Source organism: Pseudomonas sp. Tun-23181, from assembly GCF_057415455.1.
Genome location: NZ_CM171630.1, coordinates 2,220,458 through 2,244,698 on the forward strand (window position 1 = coordinate 2,220,458; position 24,241 = coordinate 2,244,698).

Annotated in this window: 20 protein-coding genes; 8 read left to right on the forward strand and 12 right to left on the reverse strand. The window is 65.2% G+C overall.

Annotated elements, in window-relative coordinates:
• Window positions 1-251: 251 nt before the first annotated feature.
• Together ACDI39_RS10700 and ACDI39_RS10705 are read left to right on the forward strand one after the other, a co-directional pair.
• A complete protein-coding gene (locus ACDI39_RS10700; RefSeq protein ID WP_225788331.1) occupies window positions 252-851 on the forward strand; it encodes a Yip1 family protein in 600 nt (199 codons plus the stop codon).
• A 126-nt stretch (window positions 852-977) separates the two neighbouring features.
• Entirely contained in the window at window positions 978-1,472 is a 495-nt protein-coding gene (locus ACDI39_RS10705) for a SprT family zinc-dependent metalloprotease (RefSeq protein WP_225788332.1), read from the forward strand.
• A 239-nt stretch (window positions 1,473-1,711) separates the two neighbouring features.
• Here ACDI39_RS10705 and ACDI39_RS10710 read toward each other — a convergent pair whose 3' ends face one another.
• The 4 genes from ACDI39_RS10710 to ACDI39_RS10725 form a co-directional block, all read right to left on the reverse strand.
• Window positions 1,712-3,034 carry a dicarboxylate/amino acid:cation symporter gene (locus ACDI39_RS10710; protein WP_225788333.1) on the reverse strand — a complete coding sequence of 441 codons (1,323 nt, stop codon included), beginning with the start codon at window positions 3,032-3,034 and terminating at the stop codon, window positions 1,712-1,714.
• Between the two features lie 393 nt (window positions 3,035-3,427).
• Window positions 3,428-4,774 (reverse strand): ATP-binding protein, encoded by a 1,347-nt coding sequence (locus tag ACDI39_RS10715; RefSeq protein ID WP_225788334.1) that lies wholly within the window; start codon window positions 4,772-4,774, stop codon window positions 3,428-3,430.
• A complete protein-coding gene (locus ACDI39_RS10720) occupies window positions 4,771-5,448 on the reverse strand; it encodes a response regulator (RefSeq protein ID WP_225788335.1) in 678 nt (225 codons plus the stop codon). Before ACDI39_RS10720 ends, ACDI39_RS10715 begins: the two co-directional genes overlap by 4 nt.
• Window positions 5,449-5,579: 131 nt before the next feature.
• Window positions 5,580-6,182, reverse strand: a complete 603-nt coding sequence (locus ACDI39_RS10725) for an outer membrane protein (RefSeq protein WP_225788336.1) — start codon at window positions 6,180-6,182, stop codon at window positions 5,580-5,582.
• Window positions 6,183-6,311: 129 nt separating this feature from the next.
• Here ACDI39_RS10725 and ACDI39_RS10730 point away from each other — a divergent pair, with 129 nt between their 5' ends.
• Together ACDI39_RS10730 and ACDI39_RS10735 are read left to right on the forward strand one after the other, a co-directional pair.
• Window positions 6,312-7,103: a dienelactone hydrolase family protein gene (locus tag ACDI39_RS10730; protein WP_225788337.1), complete on the forward strand. Its 792-nt coding sequence runs from the start codon at window positions 6,312-6,314 to the stop codon at window positions 7,101-7,103.
• A 112-nt stretch (window positions 7,104-7,215) separates the two neighbouring features.
• Window positions 7,216-7,917 (forward strand): 4'-phosphopantetheinyl transferase family protein, encoded by a 702-nt coding sequence (locus ACDI39_RS10735; protein WP_253081557.1) that lies wholly within the window; start codon window positions 7,216-7,218, stop codon window positions 7,915-7,917.
• A gap of 3 nt (window positions 7,918-7,920) precedes the next feature.
• Here ACDI39_RS10735 and ACDI39_RS10740 read toward each other — a convergent pair whose 3' ends face one another.
• The gene (locus tag ACDI39_RS10740; protein WP_486538622.1) at window positions 7,921-9,525 is read right to left on the reverse strand and encodes an ATP-binding protein; all 1,605 of its coding nucleotides are present in this window, start codon (window positions 9,523-9,525) and stop codon (window positions 7,921-7,923) included.
• Window positions 9,522-10,235: a response regulator gene (locus ACDI39_RS10745; RefSeq protein WP_253091480.1), complete on the reverse strand. Its 714-nt coding sequence runs from the start codon at window positions 10,233-10,235 to the stop codon at window positions 9,522-9,524. Before ACDI39_RS10745 ends, ACDI39_RS10740 begins: the two co-directional genes overlap by 4 nt.
• Before the next feature lie 758 nt (window positions 10,236-10,993).
• Here ACDI39_RS10745 and ACDI39_RS10750 point away from each other — a divergent pair.
• Window positions 10,994-13,873 (forward strand): ribonucleoside-diphosphate reductase subunit alpha, encoded by a 2,880-nt coding sequence (locus ACDI39_RS10750; protein WP_225788341.1) that lies wholly within the window; start codon window positions 10,994-10,996, stop codon window positions 13,871-13,873.
• Between the two features lie 256 nt (window positions 13,874-14,129).
• Window positions 14,130-15,383, forward strand: a complete 1,254-nt coding sequence (locus ACDI39_RS10755) for a ribonucleotide-diphosphate reductase subunit beta (protein ID WP_225788344.1) — start codon at window positions 14,130-14,132, stop codon at window positions 15,381-15,383.
• Between the two features lie 614 nt (window positions 15,384-15,997).
• On the opposite strand, the gene ACDI39_RS10760 is transcribed toward ACDI39_RS10755, so the two are convergent.
• Window positions 15,998-16,966 (reverse strand): AraC family transcriptional regulator, encoded by a 969-nt coding sequence (locus ACDI39_RS10760; RefSeq protein ID WP_486538625.1) that lies wholly within the window; start codon window positions 16,964-16,966, stop codon window positions 15,998-16,000.
• Window positions 16,967-17,059: 93 nt separating this feature from the next.
• Here ACDI39_RS10760 and ACDI39_RS10765 point away from each other — a divergent pair, with 93 nt between their 5' ends.
• Complete coding sequence (locus ACDI39_RS10765) at window positions 17,060-17,893, forward strand: oxidoreductase (RefSeq protein WP_225788346.1); 834 nt, start codon at window positions 17,060-17,062, stop codon at window positions 17,891-17,893.
• 4 nt (window positions 17,894-17,897) lie between these two features.
• Here the strand turns inward: ACDI39_RS10765 and ACDI39_RS10770 are convergent, their stop codons facing one another.
• Window positions 17,898-18,752, reverse strand: a complete 855-nt coding sequence (locus tag ACDI39_RS10770) for a LysR family transcriptional regulator (RefSeq protein WP_486538627.1) — start codon at window positions 18,750-18,752, stop codon at window positions 17,898-17,900.
• 98 nt (window positions 18,753-18,850) lie between these two features.
• On the opposite strand from ACDI39_RS10770, the gene ACDI39_RS10775 reads away from it, so the two are divergent.
• On the forward strand, window positions 18,851-19,759 hold the full coding sequence (locus ACDI39_RS10775; RefSeq protein ID WP_253091576.1) for a DMT family transporter: 909 nt from the start codon (window positions 18,851-18,853) through the stop codon (window positions 19,757-19,759).
• Window positions 19,760-19,830: 71 nt separating this feature from the next.
• Here the strand turns inward: ACDI39_RS10775 and ACDI39_RS10780 are convergent, their stop codons facing one another.
• From ACDI39_RS10780 to ACDI39_RS10795, 4 genes are all read right to left on the reverse strand, one after another.
• The gene (locus tag ACDI39_RS10780) at window positions 19,831-20,730 is read right to left on the reverse strand and encodes a LysR family transcriptional regulator (protein ID WP_253081708.1); all 900 of its coding nucleotides are present in this window, start codon (window positions 20,728-20,730) and stop codon (window positions 19,831-19,833) included.
• Window positions 20,731-20,776: 46 nt separating this feature from the next.
• Entirely contained in the window at window positions 20,777-22,810 is a 2,034-nt protein-coding gene (locus ACDI39_RS10785; protein WP_253081709.1) for a pyridoxamine 5'-phosphate oxidase family protein, read from the reverse strand.
• A gap of 27 nt (window positions 22,811-22,837) precedes the next feature.
• Entirely contained in the window at window positions 22,838-23,467 is a 630-nt protein-coding gene (locus ACDI39_RS10790) for a glutathione S-transferase family protein (protein WP_253081710.1), read from the reverse strand.
• 191 nt (window positions 23,468-23,658) lie between these two features.
• Window positions 23,659-24,213 carry a UPF0149 family protein gene (locus ACDI39_RS10795; protein ID WP_225788352.1) on the reverse strand — a complete coding sequence of 185 codons (555 nt, stop codon included), beginning with the start codon at window positions 24,211-24,213 and terminating at the stop codon, window positions 23,659-23,661.
• Window positions 24,214-24,241 lie beyond the last annotated feature (28 nt).

Consider the following 24,241-nt stretch of genomic DNA (forward strand, 5'->3'; position numbering starts at 1 on the left):
CGCTTGGATCCGCGAGGTGTGACAAAAGCCGGCTATTTTACGCACAAACCGAGCGTTGGCGTAGGCCATTCCGATAAAGAATCAAGAGCCCGCCTGACAGCGCAATTTGCTCTAAAAAGCCGGTTTTATGCGGGTAACGGCTTCCTATACTGCGACATAAGGCCACAAGACCGCTTGCATCGGTGTCCTGGCCTCGGGCCACAAGCGCTCCACTTGGGGGGCGTTTGGCAACGACGATAGGAGTGACCGGCATGATCCATCACGTTCTGGGGCTGTTTACCCATCCTGATCAGGAGTGGCGGGAGATTCGTGGCGAGGAAGAAAGCATCAGCCACATGTACCTGACCCACACGTTGATATTGGCGGCGATCCCGGCGGTATCGGCGTTCATCGGCACGACCCAGGTCGGCTGGGTCATCGGCGACAGGCCGGCGGTGATGCTGACCATGGAAAGTGCGCTATGGATGAGCATCATGTCCTACCTGGCGATGCTCGCCGGCGTCGCGGTGATGGGCGCCTTCATCCACTGGATGGCGCGCACCTACGATGCCAACCCTTCCATGGCGCAATGCATCGCCTTCGCCACCTATACCGCCACCCCACTGTTCATCGGTGGTCTGGCGGCGCTCTACCCGCACCTGTGGCTAGGCATGCTGGTGGGCACGGCGGCGATCTGCTACACGGTCTACCTGCTGTATGTCGGCCTGCCGACCTTCATGAACATCCCCACCGACGAGGGCTTCCTGTTCTCCAGTTCGGTGCTGGCGGTAGGCCTGGTGGTGCTGGTGGCGATCATGGCCGCCACCGTGATCATCTGGGGCCTGGGCGTGGGGCCTGTCTATACCAACTAGATCGATTCCAACACTGGGGCATCACCAGGGGCCGCCGCAAGGCGGCCTCTGGCCGTGCGCAGACCGATGGCTCGGCAGGCGCCTGGCGCTTGCGGCATAATGCCCGGCCAGGAGAACCCGCCTGCCATGCCCGAACTGCTCAGACAACGCGTCGAAACCTGCTACCAGCAAGCCGAAGCCTTCTTCAAACGCCCCTTCCCGCGCCCGGAAGTCAGCTTCAAGCTGCGCGGCCAGAAGGCCGGCGTCGCCCACCTGCACGAGAACCTGCTGCGCTTCAACCTGCAGCTGTATCGCGAGAACCAGGAAGACTTCCTGCGCCAGACCGTGGCCCATGAGGTCGCCCACCTGGTGGCGCACCAGCTGTTCGGCGACAGCATCCAGCCCCATGGCGAGGAATGGCAGTTGATCATGCGCGGGGTGTACGAGTTGCCGCCGCATCGCTGCCACAACTATGCCGTGGAGCGGCGCACGACGATGCGCTACATCTATCGCTGCCCATGCCCGGAGAGCGACTTTCCGTTCACCGCGCAGCGGCACAAGCTGGTGCGCCAGGGGCGGCGCTACCTGTGCCGGCGGTGTCGGCAGATATTGGTGTACAGCGGGGAGACTCGCCTCGAGTAGCCGGCGAGCGGGCTTGCCTCAATGGCGGTTCTTGCTGCCATTCGGGGCCGCTTCGCGCCCCATCGCCGGCAAGCCGGCTCCCACACGGTCCTGAGCAAGCCACATCATTTACGGTCGACTCGAACCCAGTGGGAAGCCGGCTTGCCGGCGATGGGCTGCAAGGCAGCCCCAAAAATGACAGAACGCCGCTTAACTGACAGGCATTGCCCCAAGGGTCGCCTGTTCCATTCAAGCAAGGATCAGCGGGCCGGACCTTCGGCCACGCCCAGGTCGTCGACCGGACGAGGGTCGACCAGCGGCGAACCGCCAGACGCCAGCTCGGCCTGCAACTGGTCGGTATCCAGCTCGTTGACCCACTTGGCCACGACCACGGTGGCGACGGCGTTACCGATCAGGTTGGTCAGGGCACGGGCCTCGGACATGAAGCGGTCGATACCCAGGATCAGCGCCAGGCCGGCAACCGGCAGGTGGCCGACGGCGGACAGGGTGGCGGCCAGGACGATGAAGCCCGAACCGGTGACCCCCGCCGCCCCCTTGGAGGCGATCAGCAGCACCAGCAGCAGGGTGATCTGGTGGGTGATGTCCATGGTGGTGTCGGTGGCCTGGGCGATGAACACCGCGGCCATGGTCAGGTAGATCGAGGTGCCGTCCAGGTTGAACGAATAGCCGGTGGGGATCACCAGGCCGACCACGGACTTCTTCGCGCCCAGGCGTTCCATCTTGGCCAGCATGCGCGGCAGGGCCGACTCCGAGGAGGAGGTGCCCAGGACGATCATCAGCTCTTCACGGATGTAGCGGATCAGCTTCAGCACGCTGAAACCGTGGGCACGGCAGATGGAGCCCAGGACCACCAGGATGAACAGCAGGCAGGTGAGGTAGAAGCAGATCATCAGGTAGCTCAGCTGCACCAGCGAGCCGACGCCGTACTGGCCGATGGTGAAGGCCATGGCGCCGAAGGCACCGATCGGGGCCAGCTTCATGATCATGTTGATGATGTTGAACATGACGTGGGCGAAGCGGTCGATCAGGTCGAGCACCGGCTTGCCGTAGCTACCCAGGCGGTGCAGGGCGAAGCCGAACAGCACGGAGAACATCAGCACCTGCAGGATGTCGCCATTGGCGAAGGCACCCACCACGGTGTTGGGGATGATGTTGAGCAGGAAGCCGACGGTGCTCTGCTGCGCGCCGGCGGCGGCATAGGCGGCGACGCTGCTGGCGTTCAGGGTGCTGACGTCGACGTGCATGCCGGCGCCCGGCTTGACCACGTTGACGACCACCAGACCGATGATCAGGGCGATGGTGGAGACGATCTCGAAGTACAGCAGCGCGTAGCCGCCGGTCTTGCCGACCGACTTCATGCTCTGCATGCCAGCGATGCCGCTGACCACGGTGCAGAAGATGATCGGGGCGATGACCATCTTGATCAGTTTGACGAATCCGTCACCCAGGGGTTTGAGAGCGACGCCGGTTTCCGGGGCGTAGTGGCCGAGCAGGATACCGATGGTGATGGCGACCAACACCTGGATATACAGGGATTTGTACAGCGGCTGACGTGTCGTCATGGCTAATTTTCCTCAAGTGTGCCGGCTCCACCCTTCCCAGGGTGTCGGGGCACCTAAAGCGCGAACCCTCCTGCACCTGGAGGGATTTGTCGTTGTGTTCGAGCTGCCTGGGCAGGTCTGCAGGGTCGATAGCAAGGGCGATGCCAAAATGCCCAGCATGGGTGCAGGCCCCGTGTTTTCAGGGCTTTGCTGCCCAATGACAGGGCAGTCGCGCAGGAGGAGGTTGGCGGATTTCCGCCCGCCGGCGGGAATCGAACAGGCAGGGTTGGCGGGAATCCGCCCGGTTGGCGGTGGGCTTTACCGCGTCATTCGCGCACTTGCAGTGTTGGGTTTGGAGAATGCTGGGGCCGCTTCGCAGCCCCAATGCGGACGGGTATTGGGCCGAGCCTACGCTCAATCGAGATGGAAGACGATGCGAAAGGCCGCCCCGCCCAGTGGGGAATCGTCCAGGCTCAGCTCGGCGTCGTAGCTGTCGATGATGTCCTTGACCACCGCCAGGCCGATGCCCTGCCCCGGGTGCTGGCGATCGAGGCGCTCGCCACGCTGGAGGATGCGTTCACGCTGGTCGGGTGGCACACCAGGGCCGTCGTCCTCGATGCACAGCACCAACCGCCCCGGTGGTGTCTCCAGGCCCACGCGCACCCGGCCGAGGCTCAGGCGGTAGGCGTTCTCCAGCAGGTTGCCGAGCAACTCCAGCAAGGCCCCCTGCTCCATCGGCACCCACGCCTGCTGCGCAATGTCGAGCTCGACGCTCACGCGCTTGTCGCGGTAGACCTTGTCCAGCGTGCTGCACAAGGTCTCGAGCAGCGGCCGCAGGATCACCCGGTGGCGCACCAGCCCACTCTTGCGCAGGCTGGCGCGCTGCAACTGGTAGTCGATCTGCTGGCTCATGCGCTCGATCTGGCTTTGCAGCACCCGCGCCTGCTCGCGCTCGCCGCTGCCCTGGCCCATGCTCTCGCCTACGCCCTGCAACACGGCCAGCGGGGTTTTCAGGCTGTGCGCCAGGTCATCCAGGGAGTCACGATAGCGCTGGCGCTGCTCGCGCTCGCTGTGCAACAGGCGGTTGAGCGAACCGGTCAGGCGCAGCAGTTCGCGCGGGTGTTCGCGGCTCAGGCCATCGCGCACGCCCGCCTCCACCTCGTCCAGCTCCACGCTCAGTTGCCGCAGCGAACGCAGGCCCCAGGTCAGCCCGGCCCAGAGCAACACCATCAGCGCCAGCAACGCCGCGCCGAAGCCCAGGTAGAGCTTCTCGCGCAGGCCGTCGAGGGTGTGCTGGTACTCGCGCACCGGCTGCAGGGCGACGATGCTGAAGGCCGCGCTCTTGCCACCGAGCAACTGGACCTCGACGTCATAGACGAAGAACTCCTCGCCGTCGTCCTGGCGGATGCGAGCGAACTCGTTGCCACGCCCGTCGTAGCGTGGGCGGTAGTTGATGTTCTGGTCGGACGTGGCCCGCGAGCGCCAGACCAGCCGGCCCTCGCGGTCGAAGATGTAGCCCAGGAGGCCGGTATAGGGCAGGTTGTAGCGTTCGTCCGGCAACAGCGTCGGCATGTGCAAGCGACCATGCTCGATGCGCGCCGCCGAGATCAGGGTGGTCACGTCCGAGGCCAGGCGTTGCTCGATCGACTCTTGCAGGGCCAGGCTGAAGGCCTTCTGCAAGGCCGGCAACAGCGCCAGCATGAACAGCAGGGCCAGCAGCGCGGCGGCCAGCATCAGCCGCAGGCGCAGGGAACGGATCATCGGCAGCGCTCGGTGAACAGGTAGCCCAGGCCGCGCACCGTGTCGATCGGCTTGAAGCCACGGTCGCCCTCCAGCTTGCGGCGCAGGCGGCCGACCAGCACTTCGATGACATTGGGGTCGCGCTCCTCGTCGTCCGGATAGAGCTGCTCCATCAGGCGCTCCTTGGCCACCACCTGCTGGTGATGGCGCATGAGGTACTCGAGGATGCGGTATTCGTAGGCGGTCAGCGCCAGCGGCTGGTCGTCCAGGGTCGCCTGCTTGCGGTTGAGATCCAGCACCAGCGGGCCGGCGGCGATGGTCGGCTGGGTGAAGCCGCTGGAACGGCGCAACAGGGCATTGAGGCGGGCTTCCAGCTCCTCGAACTGGAAGGGCTTGACCACGTAGTCGTCGGCACCGGCGGCCAGGCCTTCGACCTTGTCCTGCCAGTTGCCACGTGCAGTGAGGATCAGGATGGGAAAGCTCTTGCCCTGGCTGCGCAGCTGGCGGATCAGGTCCAGCCCGCTCATGCCCGGCAGGCCCAGGTCGACTACCGCCAGGTCGTGGTGGTACTGATCGGCCTGGTAAAGCGCTTCTTCGGCCTCGGCGACCGCCTGGACCACATGCCCGCTCTCGCTCAGGCGCGTGTACAGGTGATGGCGCAGCAGCGCCTCGTCCTCGACCACCAGCAATTTCATGCCACTCTCCTTAAATTACGACGCCGGCGTCGCTGCCTGAAGCCTTCCGTATCGCGGCTTCGTCATCCTGGGACGCGAAGCGGCCCCAAATGACCAAGCACCGTGGGGCCGCTACAGCATACCAGCGCGGGTCAGAACCGGTAGTTGGCCGACAGGTAGGTCTGGGCGCTGCTGGTCAGGCGCAGGGTGCCGACCTTCGGACCGCCGTGTTCCACCAGCTCGGTGCTGGCATTGCTACGCAGGTAACGATAACCCAGCTCCACCGAAGCGTTGTCGGTGACCTGCTGCAACACACCGGCCTGCAGGCCCACGGCATAGCCCATGTCGGTGTCGCGACTGTAGCCGGAAGACTCCTGGGACAGCTTGGTCACGCCCAGGCTGCCACCGCCGAACAGCTGGGTGGTGTCGCCCACCGGCAGGAACACATCGTAGCTGCCGAGCAGGTTCTCCTGGCGCAGCTTGAGGCCGCTGTGCTCGCCCGAGACGTTGTCGTAGGTCAGGTAATAGCGGCCCTGGTCGTTCACCTTGCCCAGGCGCACGCCCCAGGTGTCGTCCTTGCCGATGATGCCGTCGCTGTTCAGGTGGCCGGCGTTGCGTTGCAGCAGGCCGGACTTGCGTACCTTGTCGCTGGTCTGGCCGTAGGTCAGGCTGGCGAAGGTGTCATCGGCAGCCTGGGCGGTGAGGCTGGCGGCGCAAACGGCCATGGCGACCATCAGGGTGTTGAGTGTTTTCATGGGTTGGCTACTCCAGTTGGATGCGTTGTCTGTGTCTGGGGGCTAGAGTAGGGAAGGTGCCCTGAACCGCCGCTGAACCCTGGCTGAACCCTGGCTGAACGAATCGCACCCTGTGAAGGAGTACCGACCATGCGTTCCTTGCTTGCCCTGGCCCTGATGTGCGCCACCGCCCTCGCCCAGGCGGCGGTGCAGACCCGTGAAATCCCCTACCAGGATGCCGACGGCCAGCGCCTGGTGGGCTATTACGCCTACGACGACGCCGTCGAAGGCAAGCGCCCCGGCGTCGTCGTGGTGCATGAATGGTGGGGGCTGAACGACTATGCCAAGCGCCGTGCCCGGGACCTTGCCGCCCTTGGCTACAGCGCCCTGGCCATCGACATGTACGGCGATGGCAAGAACACCGAGCATCCCGAGAATGCCCAGGCCTTCATGGCCGCTGCGATGAAGGATCCCAAGGCCGCGACCCGGCGCTTCGATGCCGGCCTCGAGTTGCTCAAGCTGCAGCCCTATACCGACGAGGCCAAGCTGGCCGCCATCGGCTACTGCTTCGGCGGCAAGGTGGTGCTCGACGCTGCCCGCCGTGGCGTGCCGCTGGCCGGGGTGGTGAGCTTCCATGGCGCGCTGGCCACCCAGGCCCCGGCCGCGCCTGGCAGTGTCAAGGCCAGGATCCTGGTGGAGCATGGCGCGGCCGACAGCATGATCACCGAGCAGCAGGTGAAGGCGTTCAAGAAGGAGATGGACGCCGCCGGGGCGAGCTTCGAGTTCGTCAGCATCCCCGGGGCCAAGCATGGCTTCACCAACCCGGATGCCGACCGGCTAAGCCATGGGGAACATGGCGGGCCGGACATTGCCTACAACAAGGCGGCGGACGAGAGCTCCTGGGCGGACATGCAGGCGTTTTTCAAAAAACTGTTCGACTGACGAGGCATTGGGGCCGCTGCGCGGCCCATCGCCGGCTTGTCGGCGGTGGGCTGCAAGGCACCCTGGTAGATCAAGCTCCCATGCCGCTTGATCGGCTGGCACAATAGCCTGCATGAACAAACTCCCGTCCTGCTGCACCCCCCTCCAGCACCACTGGCCCCTGCCCCGCCCGGTCCCCGGCGCGGTATTGGTCAGTTGCACCTTCGACCCCAGCCACCTGGCCGCCGACGACTTCCAGCGCGCCGGTATCGAGCAGAGCGCCAGCCTGCAACGCTCGGTGGCCAAGCGCCAGGCCGAGTACCTGGCCGGCCGGGTCTGCGCCCGCGCCGCACTGCAACGCCTGGACGGGCGCGACTACGTGCCGGGCACCCACGAGGACCGCTCGCCGATCTGGCCGGCCGGCATCCATGGCTCGATCACCCACGGCAAGGGCTGGGCCGCCGCGGTGGTGGCCGCCGAGGGCGCTTGCCAAGGCCTGGGCCTGGACCAGGAGAGCCTGCTGGACGACGAGCGCGCCGAGCGCCTGGCCGGCGAGATCCTCACGCCGGCAGAGCTCCAGCGCCTGGATCGCGCGCAGGTCGGCCTGGCCGTGACCCTGACCTTCTCGCTCAAGGAAAGCCTGTTCAAGACGCTCTACCCGCTGACCCGGCAGCGCTTCTATTTCGAGCACGCCGAACTGCTGGAGTGGTCCACCGACGGCTTCGCCCGCCTGCGCCTGCTCACCGACCTGTCCCCCCAATGGCACAACGGCCGAGAACTGGAAGGCCAGTTCCGCGTCGCCGATGGCCACTTGCTCAGCCTGGTCAGCGTCTGACCTTCACTCCGGCGCCTGGGCCCGTGGCCAGTTCAGGCTGAAGCAGGCGCCGCCCAACTGCTCGCTGCGCCCCACCACGGCCCGCCCGCCGTGCCAGTAGATGATCCGCCGTACGATGGAAAGCCCCAGGCCATGCCCGCCCGAGGCACGTGTGCGGCTGTCGTCCAGGCGCGTGAAAGGCGTGAAGATGCGATCCCAGACGCCCTCCGGGATCCCCGGCCCGTCGTCCTCCACGTCGATGCGACAGCGCTGCTGGCCGATCTGGTAGCTCAAGCGAACCTGCGACTCGGCATGGCGCATGGCATTGCCCACCAGGTTCTGCAGGGCTCGGTGCAGGTAGCGTGGCTCGGCCTCGACCCAGGCCCCCGTGGCCTCGCCCCCCTGGCATTCGCCACGCACCACCTTGACCTCGGCACGCAGGGGGGCCAGTTCCTCGATCACCCGGTCCAGCAGGGCATCCAGGTCCACCGCCTGGAACGTCAGCGCCGGTGCGCCCTGCTCCAGGCGGGCGTAGGTCAGCATCTCGTCCACCAGTTTGTCCAGGTCCTGGATGTCGCTGTCCATGCCGGCCAGGTGCTTGGCCCTGGCCTGTTCGGTACTGGCGCTTTCGATCATCTCCAGGCCGAAGCGCAACCGCGCCACCGGTGTGCGCAGCTCGTGGGACACCGCCCGCACCAGTTCACGCTGCATGGTCAGGGAGCGCTGCAGGTGTTCGGCCATGTCGTTGAAGGCGGTCGCCAGGCGCCCCACCGAATCGGCATCGCCCGCCGGCACGCGGGTATCCAGGCTGCCCTTGGCCAACCGGGTGGCGGCGATCTCCAGGCCCGACACGCGCCGCTCCAGCTGGCGCACCAGCAGGTAGACCACCAGGCCGATCAGGCACAGGCCGAGGAAGGCGATGAGCACCAGCAACTGCGGTGGGTAGAGGTTGAGCTGGTACAGCGGGCCGATCTCCAGCACCCAGGGCGAGCCGGCCAGCCCCGAGAACACCCGGATGGCGTCGCCATCCTTGCCCAGGGCCATCACCGTGTCGCCCTCCTCTACCCGGCGCCGCTGGTCGTCGTCCAGGCCGACCCGCTCCAGGCGCTGCAAGGCGATGTCGAAGCCAAACCCCTTGCTCTGCTTGATCTCTGCCAGGCGCCGCTGCTGTTCGGTCACCGGGTAGCGCACCAGCTCGTCGGCCAGCAGGAACAGGGTGGCGCGCGCCAGTTGCTCGCTGACCTGCTTGACCTGGGCGACCAGCAGCTCGTCCTCCTGGCCGACCTGGCGCAGCACCCGGACCGCATGCGGGCCGGTCTTCTCCACCACCACCAGGCCACGGCGCAGGCGGGCCCGCTGGCGGCCATCGAGGGTGAGCGCCGACAGGGGCTGCAAGTCCAGCGGCACACCGAGCAGGCGCTCCCAGATCACCAGCGAGCGCTTGCGCTCCACCTCGTTCTGCAGCGCCAGGTTGTCGGCCATCAGGCTGAATGTCCCCTGGGCCAGGCGCTCACGGTGCTGGCCGGCACGCACTTCGTTGACCAGGTGCAGGCTGAGCACGCCCAGCACGGCCACCAGCACCAGTACCGCGAGCATGCCGCCATAGATGCGCAGGAAGATCGAGTTCATGGGCCGGGTGCCTGGGCAGCCTCGCCGACGAACAGGTAGCCCTTGCTGCGTAGGGTCTTGATCAGACGCGGGTGGATCGGGTCGTCGCCGATCTTGGGACGGATCTTGGAGATGCGCACGTCGATGGAGCGGTCCTGGCCGTCGTAGCCGACGCCACGCAAGGAAGTGAAGATCTCTTCGCGCGACAGCACGCGCCCGGTGTTGCTCGCCAGCAGCCAGAGCAGGTCGAACTCGGCGCCGGTCAGGTCGATCGCCTGTTCGCCCAGCCAGGCCTCGCGCAGGCGGTTGTCGATGCGCAGGGCGCCGAACTGCAACTGCTGGCGCTTGCTGTCGGGTGTCTCGCTGCGGCGCAGCAGGGCATTGATGCGCGCCAGCAGCAGCCGTGGGCGCACCGGCTTGCAGACATAGTCGTCGGCGCCCAGGTCCAGCCCTTGCACCTGGTCGAGCTCGTCGCCGCGGGCGGTGAGCATGAGGATGGGGCCGGCGTACTGGCCACGCACCCGCCGGCAGATGCTCAGGCCGTCCTCGCCAGGCAGCATCAGGTCGAGGATCACCAGGTCCGGCTGGCTGTCGACGATACGCCGCGCGGCACGGCCACCGTCGCCCTCCACCGCCACCTCGAAACCGTTGGTTTGCAGGTATTCGGCGGTGAGCTCGGCCAGGCGCTGGTCGTCCTCGACGATCAGGATGCGGTTGCTGGGCTGGTCCATGGGCCTACCTCGATGTTGTTGTCGTTATGCAGGGCTGGGGCTGCCATGTTGCCGAGGCGGGCCGCTTTGCAGCCCATTGCCCGTCACCGAAGCGCAACATCGCCCCCGGATACTACGTTCCGCGCCGGGTACTGCCAACCTCGCCCGCGCCCCTGGACTGAACCGTTTTTTGTGATAGGGTTCGCGCCCGCCAAAATCCGCAGCGAGGCATTGGGACGCAGAAAAAAGGTGAAAACCACTGGGCATAAGGCCTACAGCGAATACCCACGGATCACACACAAAGTACGCACAAGTTATCCACAGGCGCTCGCCTTGCAAAGACCCCGATACCGCATTATCTTGTATCCCCATCGCAGCGAACCACTAGATATTGGGTTTCGCGCAAAATCACAAACACAAGTCGCCAGGCAAATTCAAGCGATTTTTCTGGCTGAACTTCAGGTGATTTCAGCAGCCAAACCGCTCCTGCGGAGGCGACCGAGGCAAGCCCTTGCAGGGCCTTGTTCGGGCATGGGTGTTGCAGGCTACGCCGGGCACTCATCAGCAACAGTTTTTGGGCGCAGCCCAGAACCTTTGACTTCGGCCAGGGAGCGGCAGGTTATTGCCCCTTATTCCTGAGTCTGTCCCGAAGTCGGTACGCCCGAGCGGGCGGATGCGCGCGCACGACGCATCCCCGCCCGGGTCATCGAGCAAGTGGACGGAACGGTGGGCGCCCAAAAGGCGCCTGAACAATATAGAAACTGTGGAGACACCCACCCATGCAAACCGACACAACTCGCGAGAACCCGCAGGCCAAGGCGCCGCAGGCCGCCGATTCGAACCAGGATCTGGCTGCCACCGCCCCAGGCCAACTGCGTGTGATCAAGCGCAACGGCACTGTCGTCCCCTACACCGACGACAAGATCACCGTGGCCATCACCAAGGCGTTCCTCGCAGTTGAAGGCGGCACCGCCGCCGCCTCGTCGCGCATCCATGACACCGTCGCCCGCCTGACCGAGCAGGTCACCGCGACGTTCAAGCGCCGCATGCCGTCGGGTGGCACCATCCACATCGAAGAAATCCAGGACCAGGTCGAACTGGCCCTGATGCGCGCCGGCGAGCAGAAGGTCGCCCGCGACTACGTGATCTACCGCGAGCAACGCGCCAAGGAGCGTGCCACCCGCGCCAACACCGACAGCGTGGTCGAGCCGCACCCGACCATCCGCATCACCCTGGCCGACGGCAGCCTGGCGCCGCTGGACATGGCGCGCCTGAACACCATCATCAGCGAGGCCTGCGAAGGCCTGGCCGAGGTCGATGGCGAGCTGATCCAGCGCGACACCCTGAAGAACCTGTACGACGGCGTGGCCATCAAGGACGTCAACACCGCCCTGGTGATGACCGCCCGTACCCTGGTCGAGCGTGAACCGAACTACTCCTTCGTCACCGCCCGCCTGCTGATGGACACCCTGCGCGCCGAGGCCCTGGGCTTCCTGGACGTGGCCGACAGCGCCACCCACCACGAGATGGCCGAGCTGTACGCCAAGGCCCTGCCGGCCTACGTCGAGAAAGGCGTCGAGTTCGAGCTGCTCGACCCGGCCCTCAAAGGCTACGACCTGGAGCGCCTGGGCAAGGCCATCGACCACGAGCGTGACCAGCAATTCACCTACCTGGGCCTGCAGACCCTCTACGACCGCTACTTCATCCACAAGGATGGCGTGCGCTTCGAGCTGCCGCAGGTGTTCTTCATGCGCGTGGCCATGGGCCTGGCGCTGCAGGAGAAAGACCGCGAAGCCCGTGCGATCGAGTTCTACAACCTGCTGTCGTCGTTCGACTACATGGCCTCGACCCCGACCCTGTTCAACGCCGGTACCCTGCGTCCGCAGCTGTCGAGCTGCTACCTGACCACCGTGCCGGACGACCTGTCGGGCATCTACAAGGCCATCCACGACAACGCCATGCTGTCGAAATTCGCCGGTGGCCTGGGCAACGACTGGACCCCGGTGCGTGCCCTGGGCTCGTACATCAAGGGCACCAACGGCAAGTCGCAGGGCGTCGTGCCGTTCCTGAAGGTGGTCAATGACACCGCCGTCGCGGTCAACCAGGGCGGCAAGCGCAAGGGCGCGGTCTGCGCCTACCTGGAAACCTGGCACCTGGACATCGAGGAATTCCTCGAGCTGCGCAAGAACACCGGTGACGACCGTCGCCGTACCCACGACATGAACACCGCCAACTGGATCCCGGACCTGTTCATGAAGCGCGTCTTCGACGACGGCAAGTGGACCCTGTTCTCGCCCTCGGAAGTCCCCGACCTGCACGATCTGACCGGCAAGGCCTTCGAAGAGCGCTACGAGTACTACGAAGCCCTGACCGAGTACAACAAGATCAAGGTGTTCAAGGTCGTCCAGGCCAAGGACCTGTGGCGCAAGATGCTGTCGATGCTGTTCGAGACCGGCCACCCGTGGCTGACCTTCAAGGACCCGTGCAACCTGCGCTCGCCGCAGCAGCACGTGGGCGTGGTGCACAGCTCGAACCTGTGCACCGAGATCACCCTGAACACCAACGCCGACGAAATCGCCGTGTGCAACCTGGGTTCGATCAACCTGCCGAACCACATCACCGACGGCAAGCTGGATACCGCCAAGCTGGCGCGTACCGTCAAGACCGCCGTGCGCATGCTCGACAACGTGATCGACATCAACTACTACTCGGTGCCGCAGGCGCAGAACTCGAACTTCAAGCACCGCCCGGTCGGCCTGGGCATCATGGGCTTCCAGGACGCGCTGTACCTGCAGCACATCCCGTACGGCTCGGACGCTGCCGTGGAGTTCGCCGACCGTTCCATGGAAGCGGTCAGCTACTACGCCATCCAGGCCTCGTGCGACCTGGCCGACGAGCGTGGTGCCTACGAGACCTTCCAGGGCTCGCTGTGGTCCAAGGGCATCCTGCCGCTGGACTCCCAGCAGATCCTGATCGAAGCCCGTGGCGCCAAGTACATCGACGTCAACCTGGACGAGACCCTGGACTGGGCGCCGGTGCGTGAGCGCGTCAAGAAAGGCATCCGCAACTCGAACATCATGGCCATCGCGCCGACCGCGACCATCGCCAACATCACCGGCGTGTCGCAGTCGATCGAGCCGACGTACCAGAACCTGTACGTGAAATCGAACCTGTCGGGCGAGTTCACCGTGATCAACCCGTACCTGGTCCGCGACCTCAAGGCCCGTGGCCTGTGGGACTCGGTCATGATCAACGACCTGAAGTACTACGACGGTTCGGTCCAGCAGATCGAGCGTATCCCGCAAGAGCTGAAGGACCTGTACGCCACCGCCTTCGAAGTCGAGACCCGCTGGATCGTCGAAGCGGCCAGCCGTCGCCAGAAGTGGATCGACCAGGCCCAGTCGCTGAACCTGTACATCGCCGGCGCCTCGGGCAAGAAGCTCGACGTGACCTACCGCATGGCATGGTTCCGTGGCCTGAAGACCACCTACTACCTCCGTGCCCTGGCCGCGACCAGCACCGAGAAGTCGACCATCAACACCGGCAAGCTCAATGCCGTCTCCAGCGGCGGCGACAGCGCCCCGGTCCAGGCTGCTGGCCCAGCCCCGGTGCCGAAGGCCTGCGCGATCGACGAGCCTGACTGCGAAGCCTGCCAGTAAGGCTCGCTGAGGCTTCCTCCGGGAAGCCTCTTTTCTGTGCCACGGCACAGACCCTGTGGGAGCGGGTTTGCCCGCGAAAGGGCCACCGCCCTCCTACAGCCAGACACAACAAGCCGGGGCCCCACCGCCCCGGTCAGCCCTTCCCCGGGCACATCAGATTTGCGTGCACCGCAGTACCCCCGAACCGGGGCTCAAGCACCGCAACCAAGATCCACCGGCCATACTTGTAGATGGCCCTCGAGCAGGAGCACTTACCATGCTGAGCTGGGACGAATTCGATAAAGAAGACGGCGAAGTCGCCGCCAAAGGCAACACCGCTGCGCAGGGCAACGCCGCCGCTGCCACCCTCGACAAACTGGACAGCGCCGGTGACGCCGCCGCCCAGGAAGCCCGCCAGGCCAGCGCCGCCGACTCCGACGCGGTCAAGCGCGCCAAGGCCGCCCTGGACGAACTGGACATCGCCGAAGGCCTGGCCGAGCTGGAAGGCTCCAGCGCCCGCGTGCGTGTCGACGAGAAGCGCATGATCAACTGCCGCGCCGACCTCAACCAGTTGGTACCGTTCAAGTACGACTGGGCCTGGCAGAAGTACCTCGACGGCTGCGCCAACCACTGGATGCCGCAAGAGGTCAACATGACCGCCGACATCGCCCTGTGGAAGAGCCAGGACGGCCTGACCGAGGACGAGCGCCGCATCGTGATGCGCAACCTCGGCTTCTTCTCCACCGCCGACTCCCTGGTGGCCAACAACCTGGCCCTGGCCGTGTACCGCCTGATCACCAACCCCGAGTGCCGCCAGTACATCCTGCGCCAGGCCTTCGAAGAGGCGATCCACACCCACGCCTACCAGTACTGCATCGAGTCGCTGGGCATGGATGAAGGCGAGATCTTCAACATGTACCACGAGATCCCGTCGGTCGCTAAGAAGGCGGCCTGGGGCCTGAAGTACACCCGCGCCATCTCCGACCCGGAATTCAACACCGGCACCGTCGAGACCGACAAGGAACTGCTGCGCAACCTGATCGCCTACTACTGCGTGCTGGAAGGCATCTTCTTCTACTGCGGCTTCACCCAGATCCTGTCCATGGGCCGCCGCAACAAGATGACCGGCGTGGCCGAGCAGTTCCAGTACATCCTGCGTGACGAGTCGATGCACCTGAACTTCGGTATCGACGTGATCAACCAGATCAAGATCGAGAACCCGCACCTGTGGGATGCGGCGATGAAGGAAGAAGCGACCCAGATGATCCTGCAAGGGACCCAGCTGGAGATCGAATACGCCCGCGACACCATGCCACGCGGCGTGCTGGGCATGAACGCGGCGATGATGGAGGACTACCTCAAGTTCATCGCCAACCGTCGACTGACCCAGATTGGGTTGAAGGAAGAGTATCCCGGGACGACCAACCCGTTCCCTTGGATGAGCGAGATCATGGACCTGAAGAAGGAGAAGAACTTCTTCGAGACGCGGGTGATCGAGTATCAGACGGGTGGGGCGTTGAGCTGGGATTAAACCTAAAGGGCTGCCAAATGGCTAATGCTGTTCACTTAAGTCTGATGTGACATCGATTGGGGCTGCCTTGCAGCCCTTCGCGGGCAAGCCCGCTCCCACAGGATCGTGCATTTGCAGCGTACTTGTGGGAGCGGGCTTGCCCGCGAAGGGCCGCAAAGCGGCCCCAATGGCTTAAGTGAACGGCATTAGCCAAATGGCAGCCTTTTTTGTGCCTGCAGCGTCCACATCCCCACGCTCATGCATCTTGCAAGCTTTTGACGCAGTCCTGTGATGAGGAAGCCCTTTTGCCTGTGGGTAAGCGTCGGCACAACTACACGAGTCTTCGCGTCTGACAGGCCCCAGGAGAAAAATGGCATCCCTTCCGAAGAACCCACTCAGCGAAGCGGCTATCGAGAGCCCGGAGAATCAGATCCCGGAAATAGCTGCCGCCGCCACACATCTAGCGTACTATCGCGCCCCATGCCGACGGTCGCGTTGAAGTGTTTGGCGAAACCAAGCCTCGGGGCAAGGTTACGACGGGCAAGGTCTTCACCGTTCGCAAACTGCATGGGCGCGCCTGAATTGAGTTTTTTGCCGGCCTGAACGGCTCCGGCAAGAGCACCGCGCAGCGGAACCTAATGGGAAGACACATACGACGCCTGCGCATGCGCCGGTGGAATAGCGAAACTCTCGCGCATGCGCCTGGCCTCCGCCTGGGGCGAGCGTCCGAACAGCCGCTTGAACTCGCGATTGAACTGCGAGGCGCTGGCATAGCCCACGGCATGGCTGGCAGCCTGCACCGTCATGCCCTGGCGCACGATCAGCAAGCGGGCCTGATGCAGGCGGGTGCATTTCACATATTGCATCGGCGACGTCTGGGTGATCGCCTTGAAGTGGCTGTGGAACGAAGGCACGCTCATGCCGGCTTCGTCGGCCAGTTGCGCAAGGTCGAGCGGCTGCGCGTAGGCCGTGTGAATACGCCGAAGCGCCTTGGCGATCCTGCCGAACTGCCCTTGCATGGCCAGCGCGGCACGCATGACAGTACCCTGGGCGCCGGTCAGGACGCGGAAATACAGCTCGCGCAGCAAAGCGGGGCCGAGGATCGTCGCTTCGAGGGGGTCGTTCATCGCCGTCAGCAAGCGCAGGACGGAATCGGCGAGCGGCTCATCCATGGGGCTCGACATCATGCTCCGCGGCGCCTGCTTCGGCGAGGGCGCCTGCCGCTGGTCGATCTGGACCATCAGCTCGGCGGCGAGCTGGAAGTCCAGGTGCAGGTAGATGGCCAATAGCGGACGCTCGGCCGTCGCGTCCGTTTCCATGGTGAAGGGAACGGGCACGGCGACGGCCAGGTAGTGCTGCTCGTCGTACACATAGACCTGATCGCCGAAATACCCGCGCTTGCAGCCCTGGCATACGATCACGATACCGGGATCGTAGAGAACGGGTGTCCGCGCCAGGGGGCGATTCGATCTGAGGAGGCGGACGCTGGCCAGGGGCGTGAGGTTGTACCCCTCGCTAGGTGCCAGCGCCTCGAGCAGGGCAACCATGCGCGCCTGGTTCGGGGACACCTGGTGATCGTGGCGTTCGGATACGGCATCTTTCATAGAATTAGGCAATAAAGTCAGAAGATACGCCCTCTGGCAGCGGCTGGCGGCTGAGTATTATGCGCTCATTCCCCCTGCAATGGAGCCATCGCCATGCCACCTCGCAAAACCCTGTTGATCACCGGAGCCAGCAGCGGCTTCGGACTGGCCCTTGCCCAAGAAGCCTTGGCCGATGGCCATCGTGTGGTGGGCACGGTTCGTAGCGAGCAGGCCAAGGCCACGCTCGAAGCGCTCGCCCCCGGCCGGGCATTCGGACGGTTGCTGGACGTGACCGATTTCGCGGCCATCGACCAGGTGGTCGCCCAGGTCGAAACGACCGTCGGCTCGGTGGATGTGCTGGTGAACAGCGCCGGCTATGGCCACGAAGGCATCCTCGAAGAATCTCCGCTGTCGGAAATGCGCCGGCAGTTCGAGGTGAACGTGTTCGGCGCCGTGGCGATGATGAAGGCCGTGCTGCCGTACATGCGCCAACGGCGGCGCGGCCATATCCTGAACATCACCTCGATGGGCGGTTTCATCACCCTGCCCGGCATCGCCTACTACTGCGGCAGCAAGTTCGCGCTGGAGGGCATCTCCGAGGTGGTGGGCAAGGAAGTCGAAGGCTTCGGCATTGCCGTGACCGCCGTGGCGCCCGGCTCCTTCCGCACGGACTGGGCCGGCCGCTCCATGGTGCGAAGCCCTCGCTGCATCGCCGACTACGACACGCTGTTCGACCCTGTGCGCAAGGCGCGACAGGAAAAAAGCGGCAAGCAGCTTGGAGACCCGAAGAAAGCTGCCCGCGCCATGCTGGAGGTAATCGACTCGCAGCATCCGCCAGCCCACTTGCTGCTCGGCAGCGATGCCCTTGGCCTGGTGCGCCAGAAACTCGGGGCGCTCGGGGAGGAAATCGCCGCCTGGGAAACCCTCACCCGTTCCACGGATGGCTGAGGGCTCAAAGCCTGAAGTACTGCCCGATCATCTGCGAGAGCAGTACCACCGGCTCTTCCGACTGGGCCTGGGCGAACGTGAGGAACACGACGTCGTGCTCGGCGACCTCGGGCAGGCCTGCCAATATCACCATCCGGCCGGTGACACGCGAGCGGTCCAGCAGGGTGATCGCCATGCCCGTCTCCACGCATGCCTTCACTGCCTGGCTGGATGGGCTGTCCAGCACGACGCGCCATTTCCGCCCACTGTTGCGAAGTGCGCTCAGCATCGCCTCGCGATAGGGGCACTCCGCTGCGTAGAGCGCCAGGGGAAGTGGGTTGGCCAGAACCGATGGGCCGTTGGCTGCGCCGACCCACACCGGCGTGGTGCCAGCAAGCGGCTTCTGCCCGTCCACAGGTTCTCCCTTGGGCACCACGGCCACCGCCGCATGGAGCCTGCCGCGCCGGACCTGCTCGCGCAGCGTGAGGCTGGGCCCGGTCTTGACTTCCAGTACCACGTTCGGACGCTGTTCGGCGAAACAGGGCAGGATGTCGCGGATGACGTGGTCGGCATATTCATCCGGCACGCCGAGGCGGATACGCCCCGTCACACTGCTGCCCTGCACTTCGGACAGCACCCGATCATGAGTGTGGAGCAGCTCGGTGGTCGAGACCAGCAACCGCCTGCCGAGCGCCGTGAGGGAGACCGACTGGTTGTCGCGCTCCAGCAAGCGCCCACCCACGATGCTTTCCAGCCGCTGTATGTGCACGCTGATGGCGGCCGGGCTCTTGTGCAGCTGTTCGGCCGCCGCCTTGAAGCGACCGCTACGGGAGACCGCGTGGAAGGTGCGGAGTAGCTCGATATCCAGAATGGCGCTCATCGTTCATGAATCCTGAACCAGTATTTCCATTAATTTTGATTTATTAGATTAGCGCTGATTCGTAGTGTGTGCGCATGCCTCTGCTCTTGGGAGCCGTCATGAGCCTGTCCTCGAACTGCGGTTGCTTGCCCACTGCCCTGCCTCTGCCCCTCTTGGAAGCTGGGCTGGTGTTCGCCTGGAGTTCTGGTTTCGTCGGCGCGCGTTTCTCCGTCGACCAAGCGCCCCCGATGCTGGTCGTCTTCTGGCGCTGCATTGCCGTCATGCTCATCCTCCTGCCGTTCGTCTGGCGCCCTCTGCTGCGCATGTCACCGCGGGCCTTGCTGCACACCGCAGGCAGCGGCCTGCTGGCCATGGCGGGGTACCTGGCCGGTGTCGTGCAGGGCATCGCACTGGGCGTGCCGGCGGGCCTTGCCGCGTTGCTGGCGGACCTGCTGCCCTTGGGTGTCGCCGCGCTGTCCGCCGGATTGCTGGGGCAGCGGCTGAGCTTGCGCACCTGGGGCGGATTGGCGATCGGCCTGACAGGCGTGCTGCTGGTGACTGCCGATGCCCTGGGCCTGGGGCACGCCCCGCTGTGGGCCTACGCACTGCCCTTGCTCGGCATGCTGTCCCTGGCGCTGGCGACCCTTTGGCAGAAGCATTCGAAGGTGGCGACCAACGTCGGACTGTTGCCGAATCTGTGGCTTCACTGCTGCGCTTGCAGCGTGATTTTCGCCGGGCTCGCGAGTATCGAGGGCGGGTTGGCTCCGTTACCGACGCAGGGTTTCGCCGTGAGCGTGCTGTGGACAGCACTGCTCTCCAGCCTGGGTGGCTACGGGCTGTACTGGATATGCCTGAAGCGCTCCACGCCCACCCGGGTTGCGAGCGTCCTGTATCTCAGCCCCGCCGTTACCCTGGTGTGGGCCTGGGCCATGTTCGGCGACCCGCTCTCGTGGCAGATTGCACTTGGCACGGCGGTGTCCCTGGTTGGTGTCTGGATGGTGGTCAATGCAGAGGCGGCGATGTGTTGAAGAATGTGAACTTCTGCCAAGCGGTACTTTGTGGTGTTGGGGCCGCTGAGGGCACCCGAAATCTGCGTACCTCAACCTAAATGCACCTGCCCCCGCAGATGCTCCACCAGCATATCGATGAACGTCCGCACCTTGGCCGCCCCGTACTTGCTCTCCCGGTGCAGCACATGGATCGGCCACGGTGCTTCCTCGTACGCAGCCAGGATCACCTGCAAGCGCCCGTCCGCCAGCTCGTCGGCCACCTGGTAGGACAACAACCGCGCAATGCCAAGCCCGGCACTGGCAGCGGCGATGGCGGCGTCGTTGCCAGTGACCGTCAGGCGCGGCTTCATGCGGACCTGAGTCGGATCGTCGAGGGCGCCGAAGCGCCAGTCGGTGCGCGGCGAGAGATTGCCGGCAGCGATGACCGCGTGGCCTTGCAGCTCGGACGGATGACGCGGTGTACCGTGGCGCTCGAGGTACTCGGGCGAGGCGCACAGCAGCCGGCGCATCGAGCCCACGCGCAGCGCCTTGAGGCCAGAGTCGGGGAGCTGGCCGATGCGCACCGCGACGTCCATGCCCTCTTCCACCAGGTTCACCACACGGTCGAGGAAGTAGGCGGACACGTCCACCTCGGGGTACTGCTGCAGGTAGCGAACGATGCAGGGCATGACGAACTTCTTGCCGAACAGGATCGGCGCGGTCACCGCCAGATCGCCCTTGGGCGCCGCATTGATGCCGGCCGCGGCTTCGTTGGCCTCGACGATGCTGGCGAGGATATGCCGGGTGTCTTCCAGGTAGCGGCCGCCGGCTTCGGTCAAACGTACGCTGCGGGTGGTGCGCTGCAGCAGCTTGACCCCGAGCTGTTCTTCCAGGGCGCTGACGGCGCGGGTAACCGCCGCTGGCGAGATGCCCAGGCGACGCGCGGCGGCGGCGAAGCTCTCCAGCTCGCCGACCGCGACGAACACCTTCATCAGGTGGATCTGGTCCATGCCGCGCCCCTGTGGTTGTGGTCGATCGATTATTCCAGTGGCGGGGCTAGAGCTCCAGCACCAGCGGTTGCGTGCCCTCCTCGCCTTGGGCCGGGACGGCGCAACAAATCAGCACGCTGCCGCTGGGCGGCAGTTCGGCGGGCGGGTTCGGGTAGTGGGCCTGGCCGCTGGCCAACCGTGTCGCGCAGGTACCGCAGGCGCCACCACGGCAACTGAAGTCCGGGGACAGGCCGCGGCTTTCGGCGAGTTCCAGCAGGGTGCCGCTGCCGGGGGACCAGCGAGCTTCCTTCGCGGAAGTGGCGAAGTACACCGGCACCGATTCGGTGGCCGCTGGTGGCTGTTGCAGGGCGGGCTGGTCGTCGGTATGGCGACGCAGGGTCGAGGGGCCGAAGGCCTCGGCGTGGATGCGCGCGTCGGGCACGTGCACACCGCGCAGGCCTTCGTAGAGATCCTGGGTGAAGCTGGCTGGGCCGCACAGGTAGAAGTCGTAGTCGTCCAGCGCCAGGGTGGCCTTGATCTGCTCGATACCGAGGCGGCTGGCGAACTCATAGTCGCGACCTTGCACCGCCTGGGCTTCGGGCTGGCTCAGGGCGCGATGGAGGCTCAACAGGCCACCGGCTCGCTGCCTCAGCGTGGCGAGCTCCTCTTGAAACGGCAGGTCGGCCAGCGTGCGTGCGCCATGGAACAGGTAGATACGGCGCCCCTGTCCGGTGTTCAGTTGCTCGCGCAGCATGGCGATCAGTGGCGTGATGCCGACGCCCGCACCGGCCAGCACGATTGGCCGCAGGCTCTGCCGATCGAGGGTGAAGCGGCCCATGGGCAGACGCACGTCCAGCCGGTGGCCGACCTTCAGGTGCTCATGAAGATGCCGCGATACCGCCCCCTGCCGCTTGACGCTGATGCGCAGGTAGCCGTCGGATGGTGCACTGGAGAGGCTGTAGGTACGGATCAGCGGCGTCTCGCCAGCGAGCCGCAGGCGCACGGGGATGTGCTGGCCCGGGGCGAAGTCTACCGGCGCTTCATCCTCGGGCTGCAAGTAGAACGAGCGGATCTCGCGGCTCTCCTGTTCGATACGCACCACGCGCCAGGCCAGCCACTGGCGCTGGCGTTCGCGCTGTTGCAGGCGCTGCTCGGCCTCGGCCCAAGTGCCGGTCATCAGGCTGGTCGGGGCGTATGCCTGGAAGGCCCAGCGCAGCGACACGGCGGCCGGACGGAACACCACCTGCTCGACCTGCACCGTCCAGAGCCGCTCGGCGCCTTCGAAGGCAGCGATCGAAGGGCTGTCCAGGACCACCTCGGTTCGCCCGCACAGCTGCAGCAGGTTGCCGCTGGTGAAGTCGACGAACAATAGGCCGGCGATGGGGTTCAGCAGCAGGTTGCCGAGGGTGTTGAAATGCAGGTTGCCGGCGTAGTCGGGGATGGTCAGGCGGTTGCCTTCGACCTTGATGAAGCCCGGCCGGCCACCGCGATGGGACACGTCCACCGAGCGCTGGCCGTCGACCTGCTCGATGTAGCTGGCGACGAAGAAGGTGTCGGCGCCTTCGATCATGGCGATGGCGTCGGCATCCAGGTCCACTGCGTCGATGCGCCCTTGGGCAGGCTCGTCGACCCGGGTGTAGTCACGCTGCTGGATGTATTGCGGGCAGTTGCCGAACGACTGCTCCACCCCGACCTCCAACTGGCCGCCGTTGGCCTGGCGGATCAGGCCATTGAGACGATTGCGCCGCCGGGTGTGCAGTTCGATCCCGAGCAACCCGATGGCCTCCCCGGCGACCAGCCCTGGCGTAGCCGGGTCATCGGCGACGAGATCGGTAGCGATCAGCAGTTGCCGCGCATCGGGCGAGCGAACGAAGCCTTCCGGGCCTTCGAGCAGCGTCGCCCAAGGCTTGCCATCCGGGTCCACTGCACCTGCGACCAGGAATGGCAACTGATGGTAGAACGCGCGGTGCTGATCGGGCATGTAGTCGCGGATGACCTTCTGCCCGAACACCTCCATGCGCTGCGCGACACCGGCCTGCACCTGCAACTGCTTTTCACCTGCGTGCCAGGGCGAGGTGCGATGTTCGGGGCGGTCGTGCATGGTGGCATTCCTCGCGGAGCCTTCGGCTCAGAGGGTTTCCTGCAGGCCAATGACTGTGCGCGGCATCGGCACGAAGCCCGGCAGCGCTTCGATCCGGGCGAGCCAGGCGCGCACGTTGGGGTACGGTTCCAGCGACACATTGCCTTCGGGTGCATGGGCGATGTACGAGTAGTTGGCGACATCGGCAATGGTCGCCTCGTTGCCGACCAGGAACGGGCGCTCGACCAGTTCGGCGTCGACCACCTTGAGCAGGGCGTGGGCGCGGCCGATGACTTCGTCGGTGTTGAACGTGGCGCCGAACACCGTCACCAGGCGTGCGGCGGCGGGGCCGAAGGCCAGCGGCCCGGCGGCTACCGACAGCCAGCGCTGCACACGCGCGGCACCGACTGGGTCCTGGGGCAACCAGCGCTCACCGCCGTAGGCCTTGGCCAGATAGACCAGGATGGCGTTGGAGTCGGCGATGACGGTGCCGTTGTCGTCGATCACCGGCACCTGGCCGAAGGGGTTGAGGGCGAGGAAGTCGGGCTGCTTGTGGGCCCCCTTGGCCAGGTCGACGAAGACCAGCTCGGTGGGCAGGTTCAGCAGCGAAAGCATCAGCTCGATGCGGTGGGCGTGGCCGGATTTGGGGAAGTTATAGAGTTTGATCGGGCTTGGCATGTTCTCGGCTCCTGGTCAGCGCCGGGAGTGGCGCTGCTGGAGAACATGCTGCACTGGTTCGGCTGGCAGCAGAATCGTTGCGGGGAGCAATCCATAATTTCGGTAGGCGGAATAATGGGAGACGGCACCGGCCTATTCGCGGGCAAGCCCGCTCCCACAAGGCCTCTCGCAAGGCTTGCCCAATCTGGAACTCAATGCCGCTGCTGCTTCTGGTATCGGTACAGCCCACGGGCCGCCTCGACCACCTGCGGCACGCAGGCTTGATGCTCGTCGAAACTCATCGAATCGAGCAGCTCGAAGTTGTCTTCCAACCCATGCAACGAAATGGCCTTGAGCAGACGATCCTGCTCAGGCGGCAGCTCGCCCCATTCAGCCACCTGCGTGCCGCGCATGTAGCCGAAACACCATTCCTCGAGAATGATCGCCGGCCCCTCCTCGCCTTCGCTCTCTTCGAACAGTGGCGCGAAATGCTCGAGGTCGTCGGCCAGCTCGCCATCCACCTGGTTGGCATAGCGCAGCATCAGTGCGGTATAGGCCTCTTCCTGGGCCGGGCTCTTGAACTTGGGCACCTTGCCGCCAGCGACCGCAGGCAGCCATTGCTCGGGGTTGACCTTGACCGGCGAGCTGGCCAAGGCGGTGAAGAAGCCATTGAGCTCGGCCAGGTTGAGGACCGAATAGTCGTTGCCGTAGGTGATCAGCAGGTCTTCGAGGCGGTCGAGTTCTTTGTCGCTGAGAGCGGGAAGCATGGGCAGCGTGTCCTGGGTAAATGTGCGT

Coding starts and splice junctions, on each gene's coding strand:
- ACDI39_RS10745 (WP_253091480.1), bottom strand. CDS start 10,235: ATGGACCAGCCCAGCAACCGCATCCTGATCGTCGAGGACGACCAGCGC.
- ACDI39_RS10780 (WP_253081708.1), bottom strand. CDS start 20,730: ATGGACCAGATCCACCTGATGAAGGTGTTCGTCGCGGTCGGCGAGCTG.
- ACDI39_RS10750 (WP_225788341.1), top strand. CDS start 10,994: ATGCAAACCGACACAACTCGCGAGAACCCGCAGGCCAAGGCGCCGCAG.
- ACDI39_RS10730 (WP_225788337.1), top strand. CDS start 6,312: ATGCGTTCCTTGCTTGCCCTGGCCCTGATGTGCGCCACCGCCCTCGCC.
- ACDI39_RS10715 (WP_225788334.1), bottom strand. CDS start 4,774: ATGATCCGTTCCCTGCGCCTGCGGCTGATGCTGGCCGCCGCGCTGCTG.
- ACDI39_RS10760 (WP_486538625.1), bottom strand. CDS start 16,966: ATGAAAGATGCCGTATCCGAACGCCACGATCACCAGGTGTCCCCGAAC.
- ACDI39_RS10705 (WP_225788332.1), top strand. CDS start 978: ATGCCCGAACTGCTCAGACAACGCGTCGAAACCTGCTACCAGCAAGCC.
- ACDI39_RS10755 (WP_225788344.1), top strand. CDS start 14,130: ATGCTGAGCTGGGACGAATTCGATAAAGAAGACGGCGAAGTCGCCGCC.
- ACDI39_RS10720 (WP_225788335.1), bottom strand. CDS start 5,448: ATGAAATTGCTGGTGGTCGAGGACGAGGCGCTGCTGCGCCATCACCTG.
- ACDI39_RS10795 (WP_225788352.1), bottom strand. CDS start 24,213: ATGCTTCCCGCTCTCAGCGACAAAGAACTCGACCGCCTCGAAGACCTG.
- ACDI39_RS10775 (WP_253091576.1), top strand. CDS start 18,851: ATGAGCCTGTCCTCGAACTGCGGTTGCTTGCCCACTGCCCTGCCTCTG.
- ACDI39_RS10770 (WP_486538627.1), bottom strand. CDS start 18,752: ATGAGCGCCATTCTGGATATCGAGCTACTCCGCACCTTCCACGCGGTC.
- ACDI39_RS10765 (WP_225788346.1), top strand. CDS start 17,060: ATGCCACCTCGCAAAACCCTGTTGATCACCGGAGCCAGCAGCGGCTTC.
- ACDI39_RS10790 (WP_253081710.1), bottom strand. CDS start 23,467: ATGCCAAGCCCGATCAAACTCTATAACTTCCCCAAATCCGGCCACGCC.
- ACDI39_RS10700 (WP_225788331.1), top strand. CDS start 252: ATGATCCATCACGTTCTGGGGCTGTTTACCCATCCTGATCAGGAGTGG.
- ACDI39_RS10735 (WP_253081557.1), top strand. CDS start 7,216: ATGAACAAACTCCCGTCCTGCTGCACCCCCCTCCAGCACCACTGGCCC.
- ACDI39_RS10710 (WP_225788333.1), bottom strand. CDS start 3,034: ATGACGACACGTCAGCCGCTGTACAAATCCCTGTATATCCAGGTGTTG.
- ACDI39_RS10725 (WP_225788336.1), bottom strand. CDS start 6,182: ATGAAAACACTCAACACCCTGATGGTCGCCATGGCCGTTTGCGCCGCC.
- ACDI39_RS10785 (WP_253081709.1), bottom strand. CDS start 22,810: ATGCACGACCGCCCCGAACATCGCACCTCGCCCTGGCACGCAGGTGAA.
- ACDI39_RS10740 (WP_486538622.1), bottom strand. CDS start 9,525: ATGAACTCGATCTTCCTGCGCATCTATGGCGGCATGCTCGCGGTACTG.